This window comes from Thalassospira sp. (assembly GCF_030690045.1).
Classification (GTDB): Bacteria; Pseudomonadota; Alphaproteobacteria; order Rhodospirillales; family Thalassospiraceae; genus Thalassospira.
In genome coordinates, this window is record NZ_JAUYHK010000010.1 from 19,441 (window position 1) to 41,349 (window position 21,909).

Sequence of the window (21,909 nt, forward strand, 5' to 3'; positions counted from 1 at the left end):
TTTCCTTATGACTGCAAACCGGACGATGCGGGCATGGCCGCCTGTTCGCGCCGCAAGGCGGCGGGTTGACGGCGTTTTATTCCCTGTTCGACCGTGCGCATTCTTTGATCAAGATCGGCCAGACTGGACGCCATCCCGGCCATCCGGCGGTCCTGATCCCCGGCCAGCGCACCGGCGACATGCGCCATATCGCGGTCCAGCGCACCATATGCCTTTTCTGCCAACGCCAACATGCGCCGGGCCACCGGCCCCAAAACCCCGGCACTGCTGATGATCGCGGCCCGCAGGTCTATATCCTCGCCGTCCAGCGCATTGCGCAGGGCGACCACCAGATCGGTACGGCCTTCGATTTTAAGGGTGCGTGAAAAAAACAGGGCATCGCCATCGGATTTGCCTTCCAGCAATTCCAGCAAGGCGGGCATCGGGCCCAGAATCCGGGCGGCGGCCTGTGTCACATCAGCGGGATGTGCGCGGCGCAACACCGGACGCGCCGCATCAAGATTCAAATAAAGATCAAGCTGCATATCAGTGGGCGAAATCAGAACCGACGGGTTGGTTTCGCCAGACAGGCGGTCAAACACCGCCGGATGGCGTTGCTGCATCTGGTGCAAGGCATGGGCCAGAACGGCGTCAATTGCCGGGCCGGGCAGCGCACGCAAAAGCGGGCTGATCACCAGAAACGGGGTAAAGGCTGGACGCTGGACCGACACCGGTTTCTCCGCAAGGATCGAAAACAGCGTTGATCCTACACCGCAGCCATGCTCTGGCGTTGATATCAGTCAAACACCTGATAAATATATTGTTTGTGGAACGCCTCTAAGACGCAGGGTTATGTCCCCATGCCGACTGGATGCTGGCCCCCGCCGCCACCAGCGCATTCATCACCAGCCGAACCCGGGGCGAGCGGCGCAGGTCGGGATGCACGACCATCCAGATCGTTTCGCGGCTTTCGCCGCGTTCATCAGCGCAGATCAGGGCAAGACGCCCGTCCCCGTCGCCCAGATAGCGCGGCAAAACACCAACCCCTTGCCCGGCCGCGACAAATTCCTGTACCGATGACGTATCATTGGCACGAAACCGGCACGGCAAATCGCGGCCTATCACATGGCGCACCCATTCCCGTTTGGCCAGACCATAGGCCGTGTTGTCATAACTGCAATATTCCCAATCCTGTTTTGGCACATCGCGGACATAATCCGTTGCGCCATACAGCCCGACAGAAATATCGGCCAGTTTGCGGCTGATCAGGGTCGGTTCATCGGGGGTGATCATGCGCACCGCAATGTCGGCCTCGCGCTGCATCAGATTGGCGATCATCGACGATCCGATCATTTCAAATTCCAGCCCCTTATGTTGCCCCAAAAGGGCGGCCAGACGCGGTGCAAACAGGATACGCCCGGCCACTGGCGGCACGGAAATCCGCACCAACCCGGTGGCGATTTCGCTGCTGGTGGCGAGGCGCTCGAAACTCAGGGCCTCGCTTTCGAGCCGTTCGGCAACCGGCACCAGATTTTCACCATCCGCCGTCAACCGCCATCCCGTCGCCAGCCGGTCAAACAAGCGCGTCCCCAGGGTGGATTCGAGCGACTCCACCCGGCGGGCCACCGTGGTATGTTCCTTTTTCAGCCGCCGGGCCGCCGCCGACAAGGATCCCTGCCGGGCCAGCACCAGAAAAAACCGCACATCATCCCAGTTCATCGTCTTTCCCTGCTGTGAGCCACCGCGCACCAATCCGTGCATTTTCGCACAACAATTCTGCAAAACCTAATAATTCCCGTTTTATTTTGCATATGAGAATATCGGATCAACAGCCATAAACCACAGTGTCAAAGGAGGCCGTCATGCCCCGGTCAAGCTGCACCAGCCAAAATCAGGTTTCTTTCAATGTCCCGCTGAATCTGACTTTTCGTCCGTTTTTACGCCGAATCGGTACTGTGCTTTTGAACCGCATGGTGCATTTTCGCCTGCAACGCAGCCATCGCCGCCTGATGGATCAGCTTGATGACCGGCAACTTGAAGATATCGGGCTGGAACGCCATTTTGAGGGTCGGGACTGGGTTTTGCGGATGAAAGAACGCCCGTAATCCGCCGTTTTTCGGCTGAAGATGATCTTTTTTCAGAATTTCCGAAAAAAGTTCTTGATTTGTTCTTTTCGCTGTGACATAAGAGAAAAATCAACGGGGCAAATGCGCCCGGACCGAAACCCGCAAGGCACAAGGCCTTGCGGGTTTTTGCGTTTGGCGCCAGATGAAAGAGACGATTATGCAGCGGCAAAACGGAAGACAGATTGGAAGGCAAAATCGCAAGACCATGACCGGCAGGTGGAAGAGCCATTACGGGGGTATTGCGCCGAGGCGGTGAACCCGGCCATTGGTCAAGACGCCCGAGATGCGTCTTGTTGGTGGCGGGACCTGCCCGAATGGTGCCGGGTGTGACCCGGTATCGCCGGGGCTGGCGGCGGGTTCGGTAGCGGACTTGTCAGCGAGGCAGGCGGAGGCCCGAAGTTTGTCCGGGGTCCTGTGACCCCGCAATGGCAGGGGTGGCGGAATTGCGCCTGTGCCGTCACCGCCGCCAAAACGGGGAGCATCTTGCGGCAGGTTCGCGGCAGCCCGGAATCCCGTCCCCGCCGTTGCGGGCACGGGTTTTCACGAGACGGGAGTATGACCGGCCCGGAAAAGGCGATTGCCAGAAACCGCCAACCACCCGGTCGTTGCCGTTGCAAAGACAAGCGCCCCCAGCCCGGCGCGTTCGGTCCGGGGGTGGTGCGTCAACCGCGCAAGGCGGCAACCCGGTCGGTGGCCTCCTGCGCCAGACGGGTGATGGTCGCCCAATCCCCGGCCTTGACGGCGTCTTTGGGGGCCACCCATGATCCGCCGACGGTAATGATGTTGGGCAGGGCGATGTAATCGGCCAGATTGGCCAGCGATACCCCGCCGGTCGGGCAGAATTGCACATGCGGCAACGGCCCCGACAGCGCCTTGAGCATCGAAACGCCACCCTGCTGTTCGGCGGGGAAGAATTTCAGGATGTCATAGCCATGATCAATCAAATTCATGATTTCCGACGGTGTTCCGGCACCGGGCAACAGGGGAACGCCAGTATCTTTGGCCGCCGCCAGCAGCCCGGCGGTGTGGCCGGGCGACACGGCAAAGGCACAGCCGATTTCGGCCATGCGTTCCATCTGTCTGGCGTTGATCACGGTTCCGGCCCCGGTAATCGCGCCGGGCACCTCGGCGATGATGCGTTTGATGCTTTCTTCGGCGGCGGCACTGCGCAGGGTGATTTCCAGAACCGGCAGGCCACCGGCCACCAGCGCCTTGGCCAGCGGCACGGCATCATTGGCGTCTTCGATCACCAGAACGGGCACCACGGGGGCGCGCGATAAAATGTCACGGGATGTCAGGCTCATTGTTGTTTCTCCTGTCTGCGGCACTCAGGCCGTCAATATTCTGGCACAGCCGATCAGGGCCGGATATTTCGCCGTCATCAAACGCACCGGCACATCATTCATCAAATCGCGGAAACGGCCCTTGGCAATCATGCGTTCTTTCAGGCCGCTTTGTTTCATAAACCCGGCAATACGCGGCCCGATGCCGCCGCCAATATAAACCCCGCCAAACGCCCCAAGCGTCAGCACCAGATCACCGGCCACCCCGCCCAGAAACAGGCAAAACCGTTCCAGAACCTGACAGCACAGGGGATCATGGCGCATCATCGCCGCTTCGACAATTTCCGCCGCCGTCAGGGGGGTGGCGTCCACCCCCTCAATCGCGGCAAGGGCACGATACAGATTTTCAATCCCCATGCCCGACAAAATGCGTTCGGCCGAAACCCGGCCCAGTTCGCGGGTCAGGAATTTGACGATTTCATAATCCAGATCATCCACCGCCGGAAGCGACACATGCCCGCCTTCGCCCTGCACCGGAATCCAGTGACCGTCATGGGGCAACAACCCCGAAACGCCCAGCCCGGTGCCCGCCCCGATCACCGCCAAAGGCAGGCCCGGTTGCCCCGGCCCGTCAAACAGCGTGATCAGATCATCCGCCCCCAGATAGGGAACAGACATGGCAAGGCCGGTAAAATCATTGACCACCACCAGCCGGTCCAGACCAAATTCATCCTTGAGGGCCTGTTTGGAAAACACCCACGGATTGTTGGTAAAGCGGATCATATCGGCCATCGCCGGGCAGGCGACGGCAACCGCACATTCCGTCAATTGGTCACCACCGGTTTTGGCGATGAAATCGCGGATCGCATCGCCAATCGCCGGATAATCGCGCACGGCCAATGTCATTGGCGTATGCGGATCATTATTGTGGTCCAGCCACGCAAAGCGGGCGTTGGTGCCGCCAATATCACCCACCAGCCGCATTATGCGGTACCCCCCGGCAGGACGGAACTTGCCCCCATTTCGGCAAGCCCGGCATTGTCGCGGAACACGGCAAACAATTCGCGACCAAAGCCGGTCTGGTGTTCGGCCTTGTCATCGAATGTCGCAAAGGCGCGTTTTTCCAGGTCTTCGGCAGCGACCAGCAATTTCAGATCGCCGGTTTCGGCATCAAGGCGCATCAGATCGCCGTCTTTCACCTTGCCGATCACGCCATTCATCATGGCCTCGGGGGTGACATGGATGGCGGCGGGCACCTTGCCCGAGGCACCCGACATGCGGCCATCGGTGACAAGGGCGACCTTGTATCCAAGGTCCTGCAACACGCCCAGCGACGGGGTCAGTTTATGCAATTCCGGCATCCCATTGGCCTTGGCCCCCTGAAAGCGCACCACGCAAATCACATCGCGGTGCAATTTGCCATCCTTGAAGGCCTGCAACATGTCTTCCTGCGAGGTGAAGACCGCCGCCGGGGCTTCGATCACGCGGTTTTCCGGCTTGACCGCCGACACCTTGATCACCGCCCGGCCCAGATTGCCGGTCAGCATTCGCAACCCGCCATCGGCACTGAAGGCCTTTTCGGTCGGGCGCAGAATTTCCTCGTCATGGCTGTTTTCCGGGGCATCGCGCCAGATAACCTTGCCATTTTCGATATGCGGTTCGGTGCCATAAGTCGGCATGCCGCCGGTCGTGATGGTTTCAATATCGGGATGCAGCAGGCCGTTTTTCAACAGATCGCGAATGACAAAGCCCATGCCGCCAGCAGCATGGAAATGGTTCACATCGGCCTGCCCGTTCGGATAAACGCGGCACAACAACGGAATGGCGCGTGACAAATCGTCGAAATCTTCCCAGCGCAATTCGATCCCGGCGGCCCGCGCCATTGCAGGCAAATGCAAGGTATGATTGGTCGATCCGCCTGTGGTCAACAGCCCGATGATGCCGTTCACAAACGCCTTTTCATTCAAAATCTTGCCAATCGGGCGATAATCATTGCCCAGTTTGGTGATTTGCAGGGCGCGGCGGGTGGCTTCTTCGGTCAGGGCATCGCGCAATTCCGTCCCCGGATTGACAAAGGCCGCACCGGGCAAATGCAGCCCCATGATTTCCATCAACATCTGGTTGGAATTGGCCGTGCCGTAAAAGGTACAGGTGCCGGGGCTGTGATAGGAGGCGACTTCGGCCTCCAGCAGTTCCTTGCGACCGACCTTGCCCTGGGCATACAACTGCCGGATGCGGGCCTTTTCATTATTGGGCAAGCCCGATGGCATCGGCCCGGCAGGCACAAACACCGCCGGAATATGGCCATAGGTCAAAGCCCCCATCACAAGGCCCGGCACGATCTTGTCGCACACGCCCAGATAAAGGGCGGCGTCAAACACATCATGCGACAGCGATACCGCCGTGGACATGGCAATCACATCGCGCGAAAACAGCGACAATTCCATGCCCGGGCGGCCTTGCGTCACCCCATCGCACATTGCCGGTACGCCGCCTGCGACCTGGGCGGTCGCCCCGGCCTCGAACGCGGCCTTTTTGATGCGGTCGGGATAGGTGCCCAATGGCTGATGAGCCGACAACATATCGTTATAGGATGTGACAATCCCCAGATTGATGGTTTCGCCTTCGTTCAGCCGGTCCTTTTCCGTGCCAAGGCACCCGGCCGAGGCATGCGCCAGATTGCCGCAGGACAGGCTGGAACGATGCGGGCGATTGCTTGCCGCCGCCTCGATCCGGGCCAGATAGGCCTCGCGCGTCGGTTTGGAACGTTCGATGATGCGGTTGGTAACTTGTTCGATTTCACGTTTCATGGGGCTCAGCCTTTCGGGTTCTCGGCGCTCCACCACAGATCGACGGGAATGTCAGTCTGTTTGAGGATACCGCGCACCGGCATTTCTGCAATATCGTTGCCGTTTTTCGCGGTTTCATAGGTCGACCATTTGGATTGTCCGGTAATGTGAATGCCGATATAGCGGGCATTCAACAGGGCCGGTAATGTCATGCTGATGCGCGGGACCGGCGAAACAGCCGGGCGGGCCGCCGCAACCAGTTCGCCTTTTTCGGGATAAAGTCCGCGTTTCAGATCGTCGGGGGCGGAGGATGGAAACAGCGATGCGGTATGGCCGTCATCCCCCATCCCGAGATAAACAATGTCGAGCGGCCACGATATTTGCGTTGCCAGCCGGTCATTCAGATCGGCAACGGCGTCTTCCGGGCTGTCATGCCCGGTTTTCAGCGACACAAATGTCGCCGCAGCCGCCTTGTCGATCAGCAAATTGTCGCGCACCAGTTTTTCGTTGGACTGGTCATCATCGACCCCGACCCAGCGATCATCACCCAGCGTGATCGTGACCTTTTCCCAGTCCAGCACCACCGCGGATAATTTGCGAAACAGCGGTTGGGGAAACCGCCCGCCCGCCACCGCCATGCTGGCATGACCGCGCGTGGCAATGGCTTCTTCAAGGCGGGTGACGGTATCGACAACCATCGCGGCCAGCATCTCGTCGCCGCTTTTGAATGTATGTTCGTGTATCATGTTTCGCCCACAGAATTGCGATATCTGACCGGTAGATGCCCCGGACGGACCCGCAAGCCCGCCCGGAGACGTGATCAGATATCGGCTTCTTCGTTCCAGGTGCGCCCGTCGCGTTCGATCAGGGCGATGGCGGCCGACGGCCCCCATGTTCCCGACGTATAACCCTTGGGTGCGACATGATTGTGATGCCATGCTTCCTGAATCGCATCCACCCATTGCCATGCGATATCCTGTTCATCACGGCGGACAAACAGGGTGTTGTTATTGTCAATCGCATCAAGCAACAGGCGCTCATAGGCATCGGGGCTGCGCCCGCCAAAGGCCTCGGCAAAGGACAGGTTGAGCGCGGTGGGCCGCAACCGGACCAGACCGGGGCCGGGATTTTTGGTATTGAGGACCAGATGAATGCCGTCATCGGGCTGTAACCGCAACACCAGCCGGTTGGCCTGATAATTGGTCATGGATTTGGCCAGCGGGAACATCTGGTGCGGCACGTCGCGGAACTGGATCACAATTTCCGAATGGCGTTTGGGCAACCGTTTGCCGGTGCGCAGATAAAACGGCACCCCGGCCCAGCGCCAATTGTCCAGTTCGGCCCGGATGGCGACAAAGGTTTCGGTGTCGCTGTCGGTATTGGCACCGTCTTCTTCCAGATAACCCGGCACTTCCTTGCCGCCAACCGCCCCGGCGCGATACTGGCCGCGCACGGTGTTTTGATCGATATTGGAATCGTTGATCGACTTTAAGGCCTTGAGCACCTTGACCTTTTCATCGCGCACCGCGTCCTGATCCAGAATATAGGGCGGTTCCATCGCCACCAGACACAATAACTGCAACATGTGGTTCTGCACCATGTCGCGCATCGCCCCGGCATCGTCATAATAGGACCACCGGCCTTCGACACCGACTTCTTCGCCCACGGTAATCTGAACATGGTCGATATGGGCATTGTTCCAAAGCGGTTCAAACATCGCATTGGCAAAGCGCAGGATCAAAAGATTCTGCACGGTTTCCTTGCCCAGATAATGGTCGATACGGAAAATCTGGTGTTCTTCAAATACCGAGCCGATCTGGCCGTTGATTTCGCGGCAGCTTTCCAGATCATGGCCCAGTGGTTTTTCCAGCACCACCCTTGAGGCGGGCGTGACCAGACCGGCCTTTTTCAGATTGAATGCCATATCGGCAAACAGGGCGGGGCTGGTGGAAAAATAATAAACCCGGTCGCGATCCGGCGCATCGGCAAGCCGATCAAACAGGATTTTAAATCCGGCCTCGTCATCGGCGGACACCTGAACATAGGCGATGCGGGCGGCGAATTTCGTCCAGATTTTCGGGTCGAATTCATCCTTGGGGATGTATTTTTTACCCGCTTCTTCCAGTTTGTCGCGAAACGCATCATCGGTATGTTCACTGCGCGATGCGCCGAAAATCCGGGTGGCATCATCGAAACGACCGGTGCGTTCCATTTCATAAAGGGCGGGGAAAAGCTTTCGTAACGCCAGATCTCCGGTCCCACCGAAAATGACGATATCCGCGATACGATGCTTAAGCCTTTGTTTTACGGGCTTTTGTGTCATGTTGCCTTGCGCCTTCCAAGCAAACTGCTTTCTCTCTTTTTCCTCCGCATTGCCAAGGTGGGACCCGGAACCCGATCATGGTTCCGGCAGGCAACCGGTGTGCGGGATGTCGCATAACTGGCGTGACCCCCGCTTTTTCTTCCTGAATTCTGGCCGAAACCTTTTGGGTCAGCATCCCTGAGTCCTGATCAGTGATGCTGCAATGTTCGGGCCTGATGCTCCAGCCTGATGCCAAGTGTTACACCATCTGCCGGGGCAAGACCACTGCCATCAACCGCGAAAAAGGTCTCTTTACCGGAATCCGGTTTAACCGTAACAAATTGTTGCCAGATCAGACTTTTCCCACAGGATTACCAGCCCGAATCCCGGATACGATGCAGGTTCTGATCCAGATTTTCAAGGGTTTGCTCCACCGCAACCTCTCCTGACAGGGCCGCATGGACCGCCTGCCAGAATTGATGGGAAACCTGATTGTATTTGTTCCCGGTCACGGTTGAAGGACGCGGGACAGCATGAACAAAGGTTTCGTACAAATCGCCAAAGAACGGATTGGCGGCCAGAATTTCTTCATCGTCATACAGCCCGGCAATTGTCGGCCTGAAGGCCCCCTTGATCGCCCGGCGTTTCTGTTCGTCACGGGATGTCAGGAATTTCACCAGATCGGCGGCAATTTCGGGATTTTCGGAATATTTCGATACCGATAACTGCCCGCCCCCCAATGTGGCAGCCGATTGTCCATCGGCCCCGCCTTTGGGCAGGGCGGCAACCCCCACCTGGCCGCGCACCGAACTGTCCGCCGCATTGAGCAGCGCCCACGCATAGGGCCAGTTGCGCATGAAAACCGAATTGCCCGATTGAAACACGCCGCGCGATTCTTCTTCGGCATAGCCCAGAACCTCGTCCGGCGTGATGGTGCCGATCCAGCCTGTGGCCATCGCGATGGCCTCTTTGGCCTTGTCATTATTGATCGAAATTTCGCCGTCCGCCTCGACCACCGACCCGCCATTATAGGACACCACCCATTCCAGCGCATTGCAGTTTAACCCTTCATAGGCGCGCCCCTGAAAGACATGACCCCACATGCGGTCATTGCCGGCGGCCCGTTCGGCTTGCTGTATTCTGGCCGCTGTTTCGGTCAAATCCTGCCAGGTTTCCGGCACGCTGGCGTCGTATTTTTCCAGTAAATCCTTGCGGTAATACAAAACCCCGGCATCGGCAAACCACGGCATCGCCACCAGACGCCCGTCTTGCATGTTATTGCCGATGGTGGCGGCAAAATGACGGGTGGTGGCATCCCCCATCACCGGAGTCAGATCCATGAAATGATGGCCCAAAACCCCCGGCCAGATCTCGTCGATCTGGAACACATCAATGTCGGATGATCTTGCGGCCAGAATTTGCTGATACAGCGCCAGGCGGTCGGTCGAGGAATTGGGAGTCGAAATCACAGAAACCTCGTGCCCGGTTTGCGCTATCCACAGCGCGACCCCTTCCCGGCACAGGCTTAATTCCTGACCGAGCGCACCACAGGAAATGGCGATTTTGGCAGCTTGCGACGGGCCAGCCATTATCATGGCCATCAGCAAGGCGCCTGTCCCGACCAAAATCCTTTTCGCAAGGGTCATCGTGGCGCTCCCTGATATGGTTCCGGTATGCCCCTTTGTCCGGCCTGTTTTCGGCGCTGTCGGGCAGGGTTCAAAACATCCTGTTTTTCAAAGGATAATACGATCTGGCAAAATATGCCCGTCCTTTCCCTGTAAGGGTCGGCATATGCGCCGATTCTGCTGCCCTTGGCACAAGCAAATGTTCCCATGCCGAAAAAAGAACATCCGGGGAACATTTTTTAGCATTCATATTCAATGACTTATAAAAAATATCGTAATGTTCCGATTTTGTTCTTGCAAGAACAAAACGGGATCAATAGGGTGATGACAGACAGATTGAAAAGGACATCGCCATGATGAAGTTGCTTGAAAATCCGGCCCGCCTGAATGACCTTTGCAGCACCGTTGCCGTGGTTGGCAGTACCGGGTTTTTCCTGTTCGTGATCGGACTGGGCATGGCGCAGACCTTTCGCAGTCTGATCTGATCCTTATACCGGGAAATTTTCCCTCATTTTTCCCTGACCGGCGGGCCAACCCCGCACCCGATCCCTGTCCCGGTCCGTCGGTCCCCTTTTTCTACCGTTTCAGGGTCCGCGCCCTGAAATCACAACCGCACAACTTGACGCTGCTGTTTCCCCGACAGCAGCGTTTTTCTTTGTCGAGTCCGGTTCCCCGACAGTTTTGGCCCCCAAAAACACCCGCCGAATGTTTGTTGCACTGCAATAGTTTACACCGCAATGCAAAATAACCCTCGACTCCCGTTGTTTTTTCCGTTTGAATCAAGCACAAAGAAACCAGTTTGGACTTTCATCATACTTTAAGCCTATTGAATGCAGGCTATAGTGATCTAACGTGAAAGCCGGGGCCAACAACGGTCGGCGCATCCCGAACAAATCATCCGCCCGACCGGGGAGTGAGAGTAAATGCTGTATCACATATATGAATTGCAACATGCGACGATCAATCCGTTGCGCGCGGCAGTCGATGTCAGCAAGAAATGGCTGCGCAATCCGGCCAATCCGTGGTCATACACTCAGCCGGGGCGGTCCGCCGCGGCGGCATTCGATGTGTTTACCCATATCACCCATCGATATGGCAAACCGGAATTTGACCTGCCGACCACAACAATCGGCGGTGAAACCGTGCCGGTGATCGAGGAATTCGTCCATCGCGAACCGTTTTGCAATCTGTTGCATTTCAAACGCGACACATCGCATCTGAAACAACAGCCCGATGATCCGCGCATTCTGATTGTTGCCCCGCTGTCCGGGCATTTTTCGACACTTTTGCGCGGCACGGTCGAAACATTGCTGCCCGATCATGATGTCTATATCACCGACTGGGTCGATGCCCGCGAAGTCCCGGTGCATATGGGCCATTTCGATCTGGACAGCTATGTCGATTATCTGATGCGGTTTTTGCGCGTTCTTGGCCCCAACACCCACATGATGGCGGTTTGCCAGCCATCCGTGCCGGTGATGGCGGCGGTATCGCTGATGGCGGCGGGGAATGAGCCGTGCCAGCCCGCCAGCATGACCCTGATGGGCGGCCCTGTCGATACCCGCGAAAACCCGACCGAGGTCAACAAATTTGCCGAGCAGCACCCGCTTGACTGGTTTGAACGCCATGTGATTTCACATGTGCCGCTGCCCCATACCGGGGTGATGCGCCGGGTTTATCCGGGTTTTATGCAGCTTGCCGGGTTCATGAGCATGAACTGGGACCGCCATATGGAAGCCCATAATGAAATGTTCATGCATCTGGCCGAAGGCGACGGCGAAAGCGCCGAAGCCAAACGGATGTTTTATCAGGAATATCTGGCCGTCATGGACATGACCGCCGAATTTTACCTGCAAACCCTCAAGGTCGTGTTCCACGAACATCAATTGCCCGAAGGCAAAATGCGCTGGCAGGGGATTGCGGTTGAGCCATCCGCCATCACCAAAACCGCCTTGATGACGGTGGAGGGCGAACGCGACGACATCACCGGCATCGGTCAGACCCGGGCGGCCCATAAACTGTGCAGCAATCTGCCGGAAAATATGCGTTGTCATTACATGCAGACCGGCGTGGGCCATTATGGTGTGTTCAATGGCCGTCGCTGGCGCGAACAGATCAGCCCGCGCATCAAGGATTTCATCCGCCGTCACGATCACGAAGGCAAGGGTGCCAATAGCGCCCCACCCACCCCGGCCAAACAGATCGACGCCGCCGAATAATCCTGTGCCGATCCGAATATCCCTAAAAAAGCCGCCCCGCATATCGCCGGGCGGCTTTTTGTCTTTCAGATATCAGGCATAACGCGGCTGGATCGCCATCACCCCGGCATGATTGACGATCTCGCCGCCATAGGTGCCATCGCCATAGGCATAGATTTCAACCGGTTGAAGCTGCGTCAGCAAATGATGATATTCCGTCGGGGCGGCCTGTTCCCAGATCGCCGTCGCCCCGATAATCACCGGCTGGGTCGCATTGTTGAGCAAGGCAATCGCCGCATCGATATCCGCGTTGTCCACCGCCTGATCATTGGCATCGCGCAACGCCAGATGCACCCCGATCACATTATTACCGTTAATTCCCATCAGGCCGATACAGGACGTAAAGGCGGTAAACATAATATCGGCACCTTCCCCCCATTGCAGCTCGGCAATCGCCTGCGGGTTGGCGGCCTGGGTAAAAACATAAGCCATCGTCTGTTTCCTTTTGCAGTCACATCATGACACATCTGTCAGTCACTGACGGATCATTGGCAATGATGTGACCAGTTTGGGGGAACCAAACCCGCCTTTGGCGCGTATCAGACAGATATCCCATATGTTTGACAGGACGAAATATCATGCAAACCGCCCCAACCGGGTTATCCGGGCGCCCGACCGGCGCCGTCGTCATCGGGGCGACCGGCGGAATTGGCCGTGCCTTTGTCCGCCATCTGGAAGGTTCGGGCCGGTTTGAGACCGTGATCGCGCTTGGCCGTCGCAGCCACCCCGCACTGGATCTGACCGACGAGGGTAGCATCGCCGACTGTGCGCGTTATATCGCCGATATGAATAGCGAGATCCGGCTGGTAATCGACGCCACCGGCTGGTTGCATGATGAAGATTTTCAGCCGGAAAAAACATGGCAACAGATTGACCCGGTGCATATGGCGATTTCCTTTGCCGTCAATGCCATCGGCCCGGCCTTGCTGATCAAACATTTCGCGCCGCTTTTGCCGCGCGACGGCAGATCGATCTTTGCCACCCTGTCGGCCAGGGTCGGCAGCATTGGCGATAACCGGATCGGTGGCTGGTACAGTTATCGCGCCGCAAAGGCGGCCCTGAACCAGATTGTTCACACCGCCGCGATTGAACTGGCGCGCAAACGAAAATTGGCAATTTGCGTCGCCCTGTATCCCGGCACGGTCGATACCGGCCTGTCGGGGCCGTTCGCCAAGGCAGGGTTGCAAGTCCAAAGCCCGCAACAGGCCGTCGCCCATATGATGATGGTGATTGACGGCCTGACACCGGCGCAATCGGGCGGGTTTTACGCCTGGGATGGCACAAGATTGCCGTGGTAGGACCTGAATTTCAGTCAAACAGCCTTGCCAGCATCGCGTGCTGCAACAAAATAACGGTTTTAGCATCCCGGATCCGGCCATCGGCAATCATCCGGATCGCCGCATCAAAGGCGATTTCCATGACATGGATATCCTCACCTTCTGCATGAAGGCCGCCGCCCTCGCCCGTGCGATGATCGCGTGTGACTTCGGCGATGAACAGATGCAATCGTTCGGTCACCGAACCGGGACTCATGAACAGATCGAAAATCTTTTGCGGCTTGCCGATCCTGTAACCGGTTTCTTCCTTGACCTCGGCAATCACGGCCGCTGCCGGGTCGCGGTCATCAAGCAAACCGGCCGGGACTTCGATCAACATACCGGTTTCATTGCCATTGACGAAACTGGGCAGGCGAAACTGCCGTGTCAGGATCACGGTGCGGTCCGCCCGGTTATACAGCAAAATGCCCGCCCCATTGCCGCGATCATAGGCTTCGCGCGTCTGATGCTGCCATTCCCCGTCGGATCGTTTCAGATCAAAACCGACACGGTAAAGGTGATACCAGTTGTCTGACAGACATTCGATATTATCGATGCGCACATGATCGGCAGCGGCAATGCGCCAACCCTTTGGCAATCTGGTCATGATGCCGCCCCTGTGTTAGCGGTTCAAAAATGCCGATAATGTCAGCAACACCGCCTCGGGCTTTTCGGCATGGACCCAGTGACCGGCATTTTTGATGCTGGTAAAGGCCGCGCGGGGGAACAGCGATTTGATATGATCGCGGTCTTTGGGATCGACATAATGCGAATTGGCCCCGGCAATAAATAAAACATCGCGGTCAAAAGAAGGGAATGCCAGCCCGTCCGGCCAGCCGGTAATGTCGGGCAAATGGCGGGCCATGGCATCGATATTGACCTGCCATGCCATTTGGCCGCTGTCTTTGTCAGTGATGACATTTTGCGCCAGAAATTGCCTAACACCTTTGTCCGGCACGCCATCGGCCAGCGCATCTTCGACTTCGGCGCGGCGGGTCAGCGCCCCAAAATCCACCGCCCGCATGGCGCGGATATAGCCGGTATAATCATGGTCATAGGCCACCGGCGCGATATCGACCACCACCAGATCGGCAATCAGCCCGGCCTGTGTCGATAATGCCAGCACCATCGATGCCTTGCCGCCCATCGAATGGCCGACCAGATGCACCGGCACCCCGCCGGACACATCGCCGATCAGATCGGCAATATCGTCGGCCATCGCGGCATAGCGCATATCGTCATCCCAACCCGACCGGCCATGATTGCGCAGATCGGCCGTCACCACATGGTATTTTTCGGCCAGCCGCCGGGCAATCGCCGTCCAGTTGCGGGCCTGTCCGAACAGACCATGCAGAATGACCACCGTGCCGGTATCGCGGTTTTCCTCGCCAAAGGCATAATGCGCCAGTTTCATCGGGACTCCATCAGATCGGGATTGCAAGCGGCGGCATCATGGCGTGCCAGACACCCGGAATCCAGCCCAAAACAAAACACCCCCGCATGAGGACATGCGGGGGTGCTTTCAAATCATCGTGTGTCGCGGATCAGGCGCCAGCAGGACGGCCACCATGGGGGATGCCCTTGTTGCCGCCAAACAGACCGGCAATTGCACGGACAAGCGCCAGAAAAGCCTTGCGCATGGCTTCTGCGCGCAGTTTTTCGGCTTCACGATGCAGCGCGACGAGGTCGAGGGTGTCGTTACGACGCATGGCTGTAATCCTTTCCAAAAACGTCCGGGGCAAAAGGCCCCGTAACTTCGCGTTGTGTTCTTCTGAAGCCGGTGTAATCCACATTTTCAAAAGCAACGAGATGAGTTTTCTCATCTCAGTCATGTGACGAACGCATGGGTTGATCGATAAACGTCACAACATTGCCATGCGATGGACACATGTTTGTATCATGACAAATAAGTGCCTCAACTTGCAGGCGTTTTTGACGGGGTATTTTTGAACGCGACCAAAACCGGCGTCACATCCCTGCCACAAAGCGGGCAATCCCCGGATCTCTTTTGATTTCGGTCAATTTGAAAATGGATTTTGACCGGTCATCGCCCCCGGATTTGACGGTCATAAAACCGATTTGGCGATAAAACGTTTCCGAATCGCGCCGGTTTCACCGGGCGATTTCGCCCCCTGTTTTTGCATGGCTCCAAAATCGGGATCACAGGGGATGTAACAGGGAATATCACAGGGCGATATTGAGGTATTTCACCTCCAGATATTCTTCCAGCCCCCAATGTCCGCCTTCGCGGCCCTGCCCGCTTTCCTTCACCCCGCCAAAGGGGGCACCTTCGTGCGACGTCGTGCCGTCATTAATGCCGACCACCCCGACATCCAGCGCATCCGCCACCCGGTGAATGCGGCCGATATCGCGGCTATAGATATAAGATGACAGGCCGGTTTTGACATGATTGGCAAGATGGATGGCATCGGCCTCGGTCGCAAACCGGTAAATCGGCGCGACCGGGGCAAACAGTTCCTCGTTAAAACAGGCGGCATCGGTCGAAAGGCCGGTGATCACGGTCGGCGCGATGAAAAAGCCCTGATCAGGGATATTCGATGCCGTGTGCAACACCCCGCCATGCGCCACCGCATCGGTGATCAGGCGTTCGACCTTGGATATCGCGCGTGCATTGATCAGCGGCCCGATATCGGTTTGGGCATCAAAGCCGTCGCCGGTTTTCTGGGCCAAACTTGCGGCAATGAATTTGGCGACAAAGGCGTCATAGACCCCATCCTGCACCAGAATGCGGTTGGCGCAGACACAGGTTTGCCCGGCATTGCGATATTTGGAAATCATCGCCCCGGCGACGGCGGCATCAATATCGGCATCGTCAAACACAATAAACGGCGCATTGCCGCCCAGTTCCATCGACAGTTTCTTGACGGTTTCGGCACATTGCACCATCAGGCGTTTGCCAATCGCGGTTGAGCCGGTAAAGGACAGCATCCTGACCCGCACATCGCCGGTCAATGCCTCGCCAATCGGGCCCGGTTGCCCGGTGACAACGTTAAACACCCCCTTGGGAAACCCGGCCATTTCAGCCAACTTTGCCACCGCAAGGGCGGATAGCGGTGTGTCTTCGGCCGGTTTGACAATCACCGTACAGCCCGCCGCCAGGGCTGGCGCGCATTTGCGCACCACCATCGTCAACGGAAAATTCCACGGCGTAATCGCGGCGACCACTCCCACGGGATGTTTTTGCACAATCACCCGGCGGTCGGGCTGATTGGCGGGCATGGTCTGACCATAGGCGCGCCGCGCTTCTTCGCCGTACCATTCGGCATAGGCAATTGCGCCCACCACCTCGCGGCGGGCCTGATCGATCGGCTTGCCCTGTTCGGCGGTGATCAGGCAGGCCAGATCTTCCTGATGATCGATCATCAGATCGCGCCAGCGTTTCAGAAACCCGGCCCGTTCAGAGGCCAGCAACCCCGCCCACCCGGCAAAGGCGGCATCGGCCGCATCGATGGCACGACGGGTTTCGCTGGTGCGCAGGAAGGGCACCGCGCCAATTTTTTTGCCGGTCGCCGGGTTGATCACCACGATTTCCTCGCGGGAATCGGCCCCCCGCCATTCGCCACCGATCCAGGCCTTATCAAGCTGCCATGCGGCAATCATGGCACGGGCACGATCAAGGCCGGAACAATCGGGATCAGACACGGGAAGGCAGGAGATCATCGACATCGGGGGCGTTTCCTTGTGGGCGGCACGGATGGCAGCTTTATGATTTTTCGGAACTTCACGTTGTTGTGATTACGTTATTTGTCCCGCTGCTGGAACACTATGCCGTGACGAGAGGCTTGATCAACAAAACTATCACAAATACAATATCATTATATGCTAATGTTATTCCGGCCCGGTCCCGCACCCACCGGAAAGTCGAGAGAGAGAGAAAGAGAGCAATGACACATTTCCTGAAAGTCGGCATTCTCGCCGCAACCCTTGGCCTTGGCCTGAGTTTTGCGGCACAGGCCGACGAAGCCACCGACAATGCCGCCACCCAAAGCCGTCAGCATTTGATGAGCGGCATCGGTGGTGCCATGGGGACGCTGGGCTGTTACATGAAGGGGGAATGCGCCCTGCCCGATCCTGTGGTCGCCAATCTTGCCAAGGGCGTTGCCTATGCCGCATCGGCAGCACCTGGCGCATTTGAAATCGCCACCCCCGACGCGACACTCAAAACCACGGCCAAAGCCGATATCTGGAGCGACTGGGACAAATTCGCCCCGCGATTCGCCGTTCTGGAAGAAAACGCCCTGAAACTGGCCGCCGTTGCCGGGGACAAGGCCGCGATGGGGCCGCTTTTGGGCGAAGTCGGCAAATCCTGCAAGGGTTGCCACGACGATTTCCGCAGCAAATAAAGCCCGAATACCATCCGATCTTAAAACGGCCCCGGATCACGGGGCCGTTTTGGGTCGTTGACAAGCGCGCATGGGTTTCAGGTTTACCCCGCCCGCGCCAGCGCCATGACAATCCACACCCCGGCCCCGCAAACCGCCATCAGGGCAATGCCCCAAATTGCCGGTTTGAACCGCAATCCGTCAAAGCGGGCGGCGATGCCAGCGGGGACGTCGCGCGTGCCGGTGATCATCGGGATGATCAGGTTTTCGCGTTTGATCATCAGATAGAAAATCGCCGCCACCACATGCAGACCCACGGCGATATAGATCAGGTTGATATTGGTGTGATGGACCCAATTCATCACACCGGCAAATTCCGGCGAGGCATATTTGACCAGCGGCCCGTCGAAAAACAGAAATGTATCCTCGCTGGTGAACAGGCCGGAAAAGGCCTGTATCCCCGCCAGCAGCAGCAACACCATCACCATCCAGCCCCCGGCGGGGTTGTGCCCGGCACAGGCCAGGTCATCTTCGGTCCCCTTGGGCAGTTTGCGCAAATAGGCGATCACGCTGCGCGGGCCGCGCAGAAACGATGCAAACCGGGCATTGGAACTGCCCACCAGTCCCCAGATCACCCGGAAAATCACCAGCGCCAGCACGCTGTATCCGGCGATTTCATGGATATTGATCATCACTTCCTGATTGGACCACCACGCTGTTACCACCGCCGCCACCAGAGCCCAGTGAAACAGTCGCACCGGTAAATCCCACAAGCGCACGGTGCGTTTGCCAACATCAATGTCTGTCTTGTTTTTGTCTTCCATGCCCCACCCTTTCCCGGAATGATTCCAGCCTTATGCCATTGTAAGAGGATGGCCTTTTGTCTCAAGCCGTAATCTGAACTTTCGGATAAGAAACTGCCCTTAATTCTTGCAAATCATTATCAAAGGCATTATCAAGATTGGGCAGATGCCTCGATGATCTACGTCTTCTCATCAGAACGGACAGAAAACCCATGAAATTTGCCAATTTATCCGGAACAGCCGCAATGCTGGCGGTTCTCGCTGCATTCAGCGTTCCTGCCGCCCATGCGGCACCGGAAACCAATGCTGTTCTTGCCACCTATGCCGATATCGCCGAAGCCGGATATCAGGACTCGGTGACCACGGCAAAGACTCTGAAAGCCGCAATTGACGATCTGATCGCCAATCCGTCGGCAGACAGCCATGCCGCCGCCAAGACCGCCTGGATTGCCGCCCGTGTTCCTTACCAGCAGACCGAAGTTTATCGTTTTGGCAATGCCATCGTTGATGACTGGGAAGGCAAGGTCAATGCGTGGCCGCTGGATGAAGGCCTGATCGATTATGTCGATGGCGATCTTTATGGCGACGAAAACGAAGAAAACCCGGCCTATACCGCCAATATCGTTGCCAACCCGGCCTTGAGCGTTTCGGGCACGGAGATTGATGCTTCGACCATCGATACCGACCTGATTGCCAGCCTGCATGAACTTGATGAAGTCGAGGCCAATGTCGCCACCGGCTATCACGCCATTGAATTTTTGCTGTGGGGGCAGGATCTGAACGGCACCGAGGCCGGAGCCGGTGAACGCGCATGGACCGATTATGCCAAGGGCGATGCCTGCACCAATGGCAATTGCGACCGTCGCGCCGCTTATCTTTCCACCGCGACCGACCTTATGATTTCCGATCTGGAATGGATGGCCGCACAATGGGCCGCCGATGGCGAAGCCCGTGCGGCTGTGATGGAAGGCGATGGCCTTGCCGGTTTGAGTGCCATCGTGACCGGGATGGGATCGCTTTCTTATGGCGAACTGGCCGGGGAACGCACCAAGCTGGGCCTGATCCTGCATGATCCGGAAGAAGAGCATGACTGTTTTTCCGACAACACCCACAATTCCCATTATTTCGATGCACTGGGCATTCGCAATGTCTATCTGGGCGAATATGTCCGGGTTGATGGCAGCAAGGTTGAAGGCCCGTCGCTTTCCGATCTGGTTGCCGCCAAGGATGCTGCCCTGAATGACGAACTGGTGGCGAAGCTTGATGCCTCGGTCGCAGCGGCCGGCGTCATGGTCACCCGTGCGAATGAGGGTGAACATTTTGACCAGCTGATCGGTGCGGGCAATGAGAAGGGCAATGCGATTGTCCAGACCTTTGTCGATTCCCTGGTTGATCAGACCCGTTCGATTGAAAAAATCGTCGCGGCAATCGGCATTGACGGTATTGATTTTGAAGGCTCCGACAGCCTTGACAACCCGTCAACCATCAACTGATCACCCCGATCGGTTGCGATAACCGGCCCGTTAGCGGGCGGTCGGACGGGGGATTATCACAATCCCCCGTCGCTGACCTTCTGACCGGCCCTGTGACCTGTCTGGCCGCCCTTTTCCGGGACACCCCCGATGCCCGCAAAATTCCCTTCCCGCTGCCTGCCTGCCCCTGTTTTTTATCTATTTTTAAGCGCCATTATCCTTCTGCCTTGCCATAGCCATGCCGCCGATCCGGCAATGCCGGGCGGGGATGCGACATGGGTCAAACCGACCGGGCGCGACGCCTTTACCCACCCGTTCGCCAGCCTGAGTTTCGACGACCGGATGAATTTCAAACTGGGCGAGGCCCTGTTTCAACGTTTCTGGGTTGCCGCCCCCACCCGCACCCGTGCGGCAGACGGTCTGGGGCCGCTTTATAATTCCCGGTCCTGTCACGGGTGCCATATCCGCAACGGGCGCGGCCATGCGGTCGATGCCAATGACCCGGCGGCAGGGGCAACATCGATGTTGCTGCGCCTTGCCATTCCACCGCAAAATGACGAAGACCGCACCGCCCTTGCCACCGGTCAGGTCAATGCCATTGCCGATCCGGTTTATGGTCATCAGTTTCAGGATTTCTCCCTGCCCGGTATTCCGGCAGAAGGCCGCGTTGTCCTGCGCCATGAAACCCGTGATGTGATTTTGTCGGGCGGTGAAACGGTAGAACTGCGCCAGCCATTTTACGAAATGGCCGATCTGGCCTATGGCCCGACGCATGAGGATATCATGGTATCGCCGCGCATTGCCCCGCCGATGATCGGCATGGGATTGATCGAGGCGATTCCCGAACAGATTATTCTGGCACAGGCCGACCCGGATGACGCCGATCAGGATGGCATTTCGGGCCGGGCCAATTATGTTTGGGATATTGCCCAAAACCGGTTGGCGATGGGGAGGTTTGGCTGGAAGGCCGGAATGCCGACCCTTGATCAGCAAAACCAGAATGCCTTTCAGTTTGATATCGGCCTGTCCACGCCGCTTTTTCCCGATCCTGCCGGGGATTGCACCGCCGCCCAAACCCTGTGCCGGGCCGCCCCCAACGGCGCGACGCCAGATTTTGACAATCTGGAAGTCAATCAGCCGATGACCGATATGGTGCTGTTTTACACCCGCCATCTGGCCCCGCCGGTGCGCCGCAATGCCGATGACCCGGATGTTGAGGCGGGCGAGGCGGTGTTTCATCAGGCCGGATGCGTGGCTTGCCACACACCGAATTACCAGATCCCGGCCCCCAACGGCACCGCCGCCCCGTCGCCGCAAACCATCTGGCCCTATAGCGACCTGTTATTGCATGATATGGGCGATGGCCTTGCCGATCCGCATCCCGAAGGACAGGCAAGCGGGCATGAATGGCGCACACCCCCGTTGTGGGGATTGGGCCGCACCCACGAGATTGACGACCGGGCGACTTTCCTGCATGACGGTCGGGCCAGAACCATCCTTGAAGCCATATTGTGGCATGGCGGCGAGGCCGAAACGGCGCGCAATAGCGTTATTGCCCTGCCGCCATCCGATCGCGAACACCTGATCGCATTTCTGAAATCGCTTTAGGGGAC

21 protein-coding genes are annotated in these 21,909 nt (G+C 57.7%); 7 read left to right on the forward strand and 14 right to left on the reverse strand.

Going from position 1 to position 21,909, the window contains the following annotated elements:
• Positions 1–5: 5 nt before the first annotated feature.
• Entirely contained in the window at positions 6–710 is a 705-nt protein-coding gene (locus Q8O73_RS04675) for an SCP2 domain-containing protein (RefSeq protein WP_305555699.1), read from the reverse strand.
• A gap of 106 nt (positions 711–816) precedes the next feature.
• Entirely contained in the window at positions 817–1,698 is an 882-nt protein-coding gene (locus Q8O73_RS04680) for a LysR family transcriptional regulator (protein ID WP_305555701.1), read from the reverse strand.
• Between the two features lie 143 nt (positions 1,699–1,841).
• Here Q8O73_RS04680 and Q8O73_RS04685 point away from each other — a divergent pair, with 143 nt between their 5' ends.
• Entirely contained in the window at positions 1,842–2,084 is a 243-nt protein-coding gene (locus Q8O73_RS04685) for a hypothetical protein (RefSeq protein WP_305555703.1), read from the forward strand.
• Positions 2,085–2,767: 683 nt separating this feature from the next.
• Here the strand turns inward: Q8O73_RS04685 and Q8O73_RS04690 are convergent.
• The 6 genes from Q8O73_RS04690 to Q8O73_RS04715 form a co-directional block, all read right to left on the reverse strand.
• Entirely contained in the window at positions 2,768–3,409 is a 642-nt protein-coding gene (locus Q8O73_RS04690) for a bifunctional 4-hydroxy-2-oxoglutarate aldolase/2-dehydro-3-deoxy-phosphogluconate aldolase (protein ID WP_305555705.1), read from the reverse strand.
• Between the two features lie 24 nt (positions 3,410–3,433).
• Complete coding sequence (gene glk, locus Q8O73_RS04695; protein ID WP_305555707.1) at positions 3,434–4,372, reverse strand: glucokinase; 939 nt, start codon at positions 4,370–4,372, stop codon at positions 3,434–3,436.
• Positions 4,372–6,198: a phosphogluconate dehydratase gene (gene edd / locus Q8O73_RS04700; protein WP_305555710.1), complete on the reverse strand. Its 1,827-nt coding sequence runs from the start codon at positions 6,196–6,198 to the stop codon at positions 4,372–4,374. The genes glk and edd overlap by 1 nt, the downstream gene beginning before the upstream one ends.
• Before the next feature lie 5 nt (positions 6,199–6,203).
• Positions 6,204–6,923: a 6-phosphogluconolactonase gene (pgl, locus tag Q8O73_RS04705; RefSeq protein ID WP_305555713.1), complete on the reverse strand. Its 720-nt coding sequence runs from the start codon at positions 6,921–6,923 to the stop codon at positions 6,204–6,206.
• A gap of 74 nt (positions 6,924–6,997) precedes the next feature.
• Positions 6,998–8,500, reverse strand: a complete 1,503-nt coding sequence (gene zwf / locus Q8O73_RS04710; RefSeq protein ID WP_305555716.1) for a glucose-6-phosphate dehydrogenase — start codon at positions 8,498–8,500, stop codon at positions 6,998–7,000.
• 350 nt (positions 8,501–8,850) lie between these two features.
• Positions 8,851–10,125, reverse strand: a complete 1,275-nt coding sequence (locus Q8O73_RS04715; RefSeq protein ID WP_305555719.1) for an ABC transporter substrate-binding protein — start codon at positions 10,123–10,125, stop codon at positions 8,851–8,853.
• Between the two features lie 332 nt (positions 10,126–10,457).
• On the opposite strand from Q8O73_RS04715, the gene Q8O73_RS04720 reads away from it, so the two are divergent.
• Positions 10,458–10,589, forward strand: coding sequence for a hypothetical protein (locus Q8O73_RS04720; protein WP_305555722.1), 132 nt, complete (start codon positions 10,458–10,460; stop codon positions 10,587–10,589).
• Positions 10,590–11,027: 438 nt separating this feature from the next.
• On the forward strand, positions 11,028–12,323 hold the full coding sequence (locus Q8O73_RS04725; protein WP_305555725.1) for a polyhydroxyalkanoate depolymerase: 1,296 nt from the start codon (positions 11,028–11,030) through the stop codon (positions 12,321–12,323).
• A 72-nt stretch (positions 12,324–12,395) separates the two neighbouring features.
• Here Q8O73_RS04725 and Q8O73_RS04730 read toward each other — a convergent pair whose 3' ends face one another.
• Positions 12,396–12,794 (reverse strand): hypothetical protein, encoded by a 399-nt coding sequence (locus Q8O73_RS04730; protein WP_305555728.1) that lies wholly within the window; start codon positions 12,792–12,794, stop codon positions 12,396–12,398.
• A gap of 146 nt (positions 12,795–12,940) precedes the next feature.
• Here Q8O73_RS04730 and Q8O73_RS04735 point away from each other — a divergent pair, with 146 nt between their 5' ends.
• Entirely contained in the window at positions 12,941–13,660 is a 720-nt protein-coding gene (locus Q8O73_RS04735) for an SDR family NAD(P)-dependent oxidoreductase (protein WP_305555731.1), read from the forward strand.
• Positions 13,661–13,670: 10 nt separating this feature from the next.
• Here Q8O73_RS04735 and Q8O73_RS04740 read toward each other — a convergent pair whose 3' ends face one another.
• From Q8O73_RS04740 to Q8O73_RS04755, 4 genes are all read right to left on the reverse strand, one after another.
• Positions 13,671–14,285 (reverse strand): NUDIX domain-containing protein, encoded by a 615-nt coding sequence (locus tag Q8O73_RS04740; RefSeq protein WP_305555734.1) that lies wholly within the window; start codon positions 14,283–14,285, stop codon positions 13,671–13,673.
• Between the two features lie 15 nt (positions 14,286–14,300).
• Positions 14,301–15,092 (reverse strand): alpha/beta fold hydrolase, encoded by a 792-nt coding sequence (locus Q8O73_RS04745; RefSeq protein ID WP_305555736.1) that lies wholly within the window; start codon positions 15,090–15,092, stop codon positions 14,301–14,303.
• A gap of 130 nt (positions 15,093–15,222) precedes the next feature.
• Positions 15,223–15,387, reverse strand: a complete 165-nt coding sequence (locus tag Q8O73_RS04750; RefSeq protein WP_305555739.1) for an RSP_7527 family protein — start codon at positions 15,385–15,387, stop codon at positions 15,223–15,225.
• A gap of 475 nt (positions 15,388–15,862) precedes the next feature.
• A complete protein-coding gene (locus Q8O73_RS04755; RefSeq protein ID WP_305556333.1) occupies positions 15,863–17,299 on the reverse strand; it encodes an NAD-dependent succinate-semialdehyde dehydrogenase in 1,437 nt (478 codons plus the stop codon).
• 284 nt (positions 17,300–17,583) lie between these two features.
• On the opposite strand from Q8O73_RS04755, the gene Q8O73_RS04760 reads away from it, so the two are divergent.
• Positions 17,584–18,042: a cytochrome c gene (locus Q8O73_RS04760; RefSeq protein WP_305555742.1), complete on the forward strand. Its 459-nt coding sequence runs from the start codon at positions 17,584–17,586 to the stop codon at positions 18,040–18,042.
• A gap of 83 nt (positions 18,043–18,125) precedes the next feature.
• On the opposite strand, the gene Q8O73_RS04765 is transcribed toward Q8O73_RS04760, so the two are convergent.
• Positions 18,126–18,845, reverse strand: coding sequence for a cytochrome b/b6 domain-containing protein (locus tag Q8O73_RS04765; RefSeq protein ID WP_305555745.1), 720 nt, complete (start codon positions 18,843–18,845; stop codon positions 18,126–18,128).
• A gap of 191 nt (positions 18,846–19,036) precedes the next feature.
• On the opposite strand from Q8O73_RS04765, the gene Q8O73_RS04770 reads away from it, so the two are divergent.
• Both Q8O73_RS04770 and Q8O73_RS04775 read left to right on the forward strand, forming a co-directional pair.
• Positions 19,037–20,317: an imelysin family protein gene (locus tag Q8O73_RS04770; RefSeq protein WP_305555747.1), complete on the forward strand. Its 1,281-nt coding sequence runs from the start codon at positions 19,037–19,039 to the stop codon at positions 20,315–20,317.
• Positions 20,318–20,446: 129 nt separating this feature from the next.
• The gene (locus Q8O73_RS04775; RefSeq protein WP_305555749.1) at positions 20,447–21,904 is read left to right on the forward strand and encodes a di-heme oxidoredictase family protein; all 1,458 of its coding nucleotides are present in this window, start codon (positions 20,447–20,449) and stop codon (positions 21,902–21,904) included.
• Positions 21,905–21,909 lie beyond the last annotated feature (5 nt).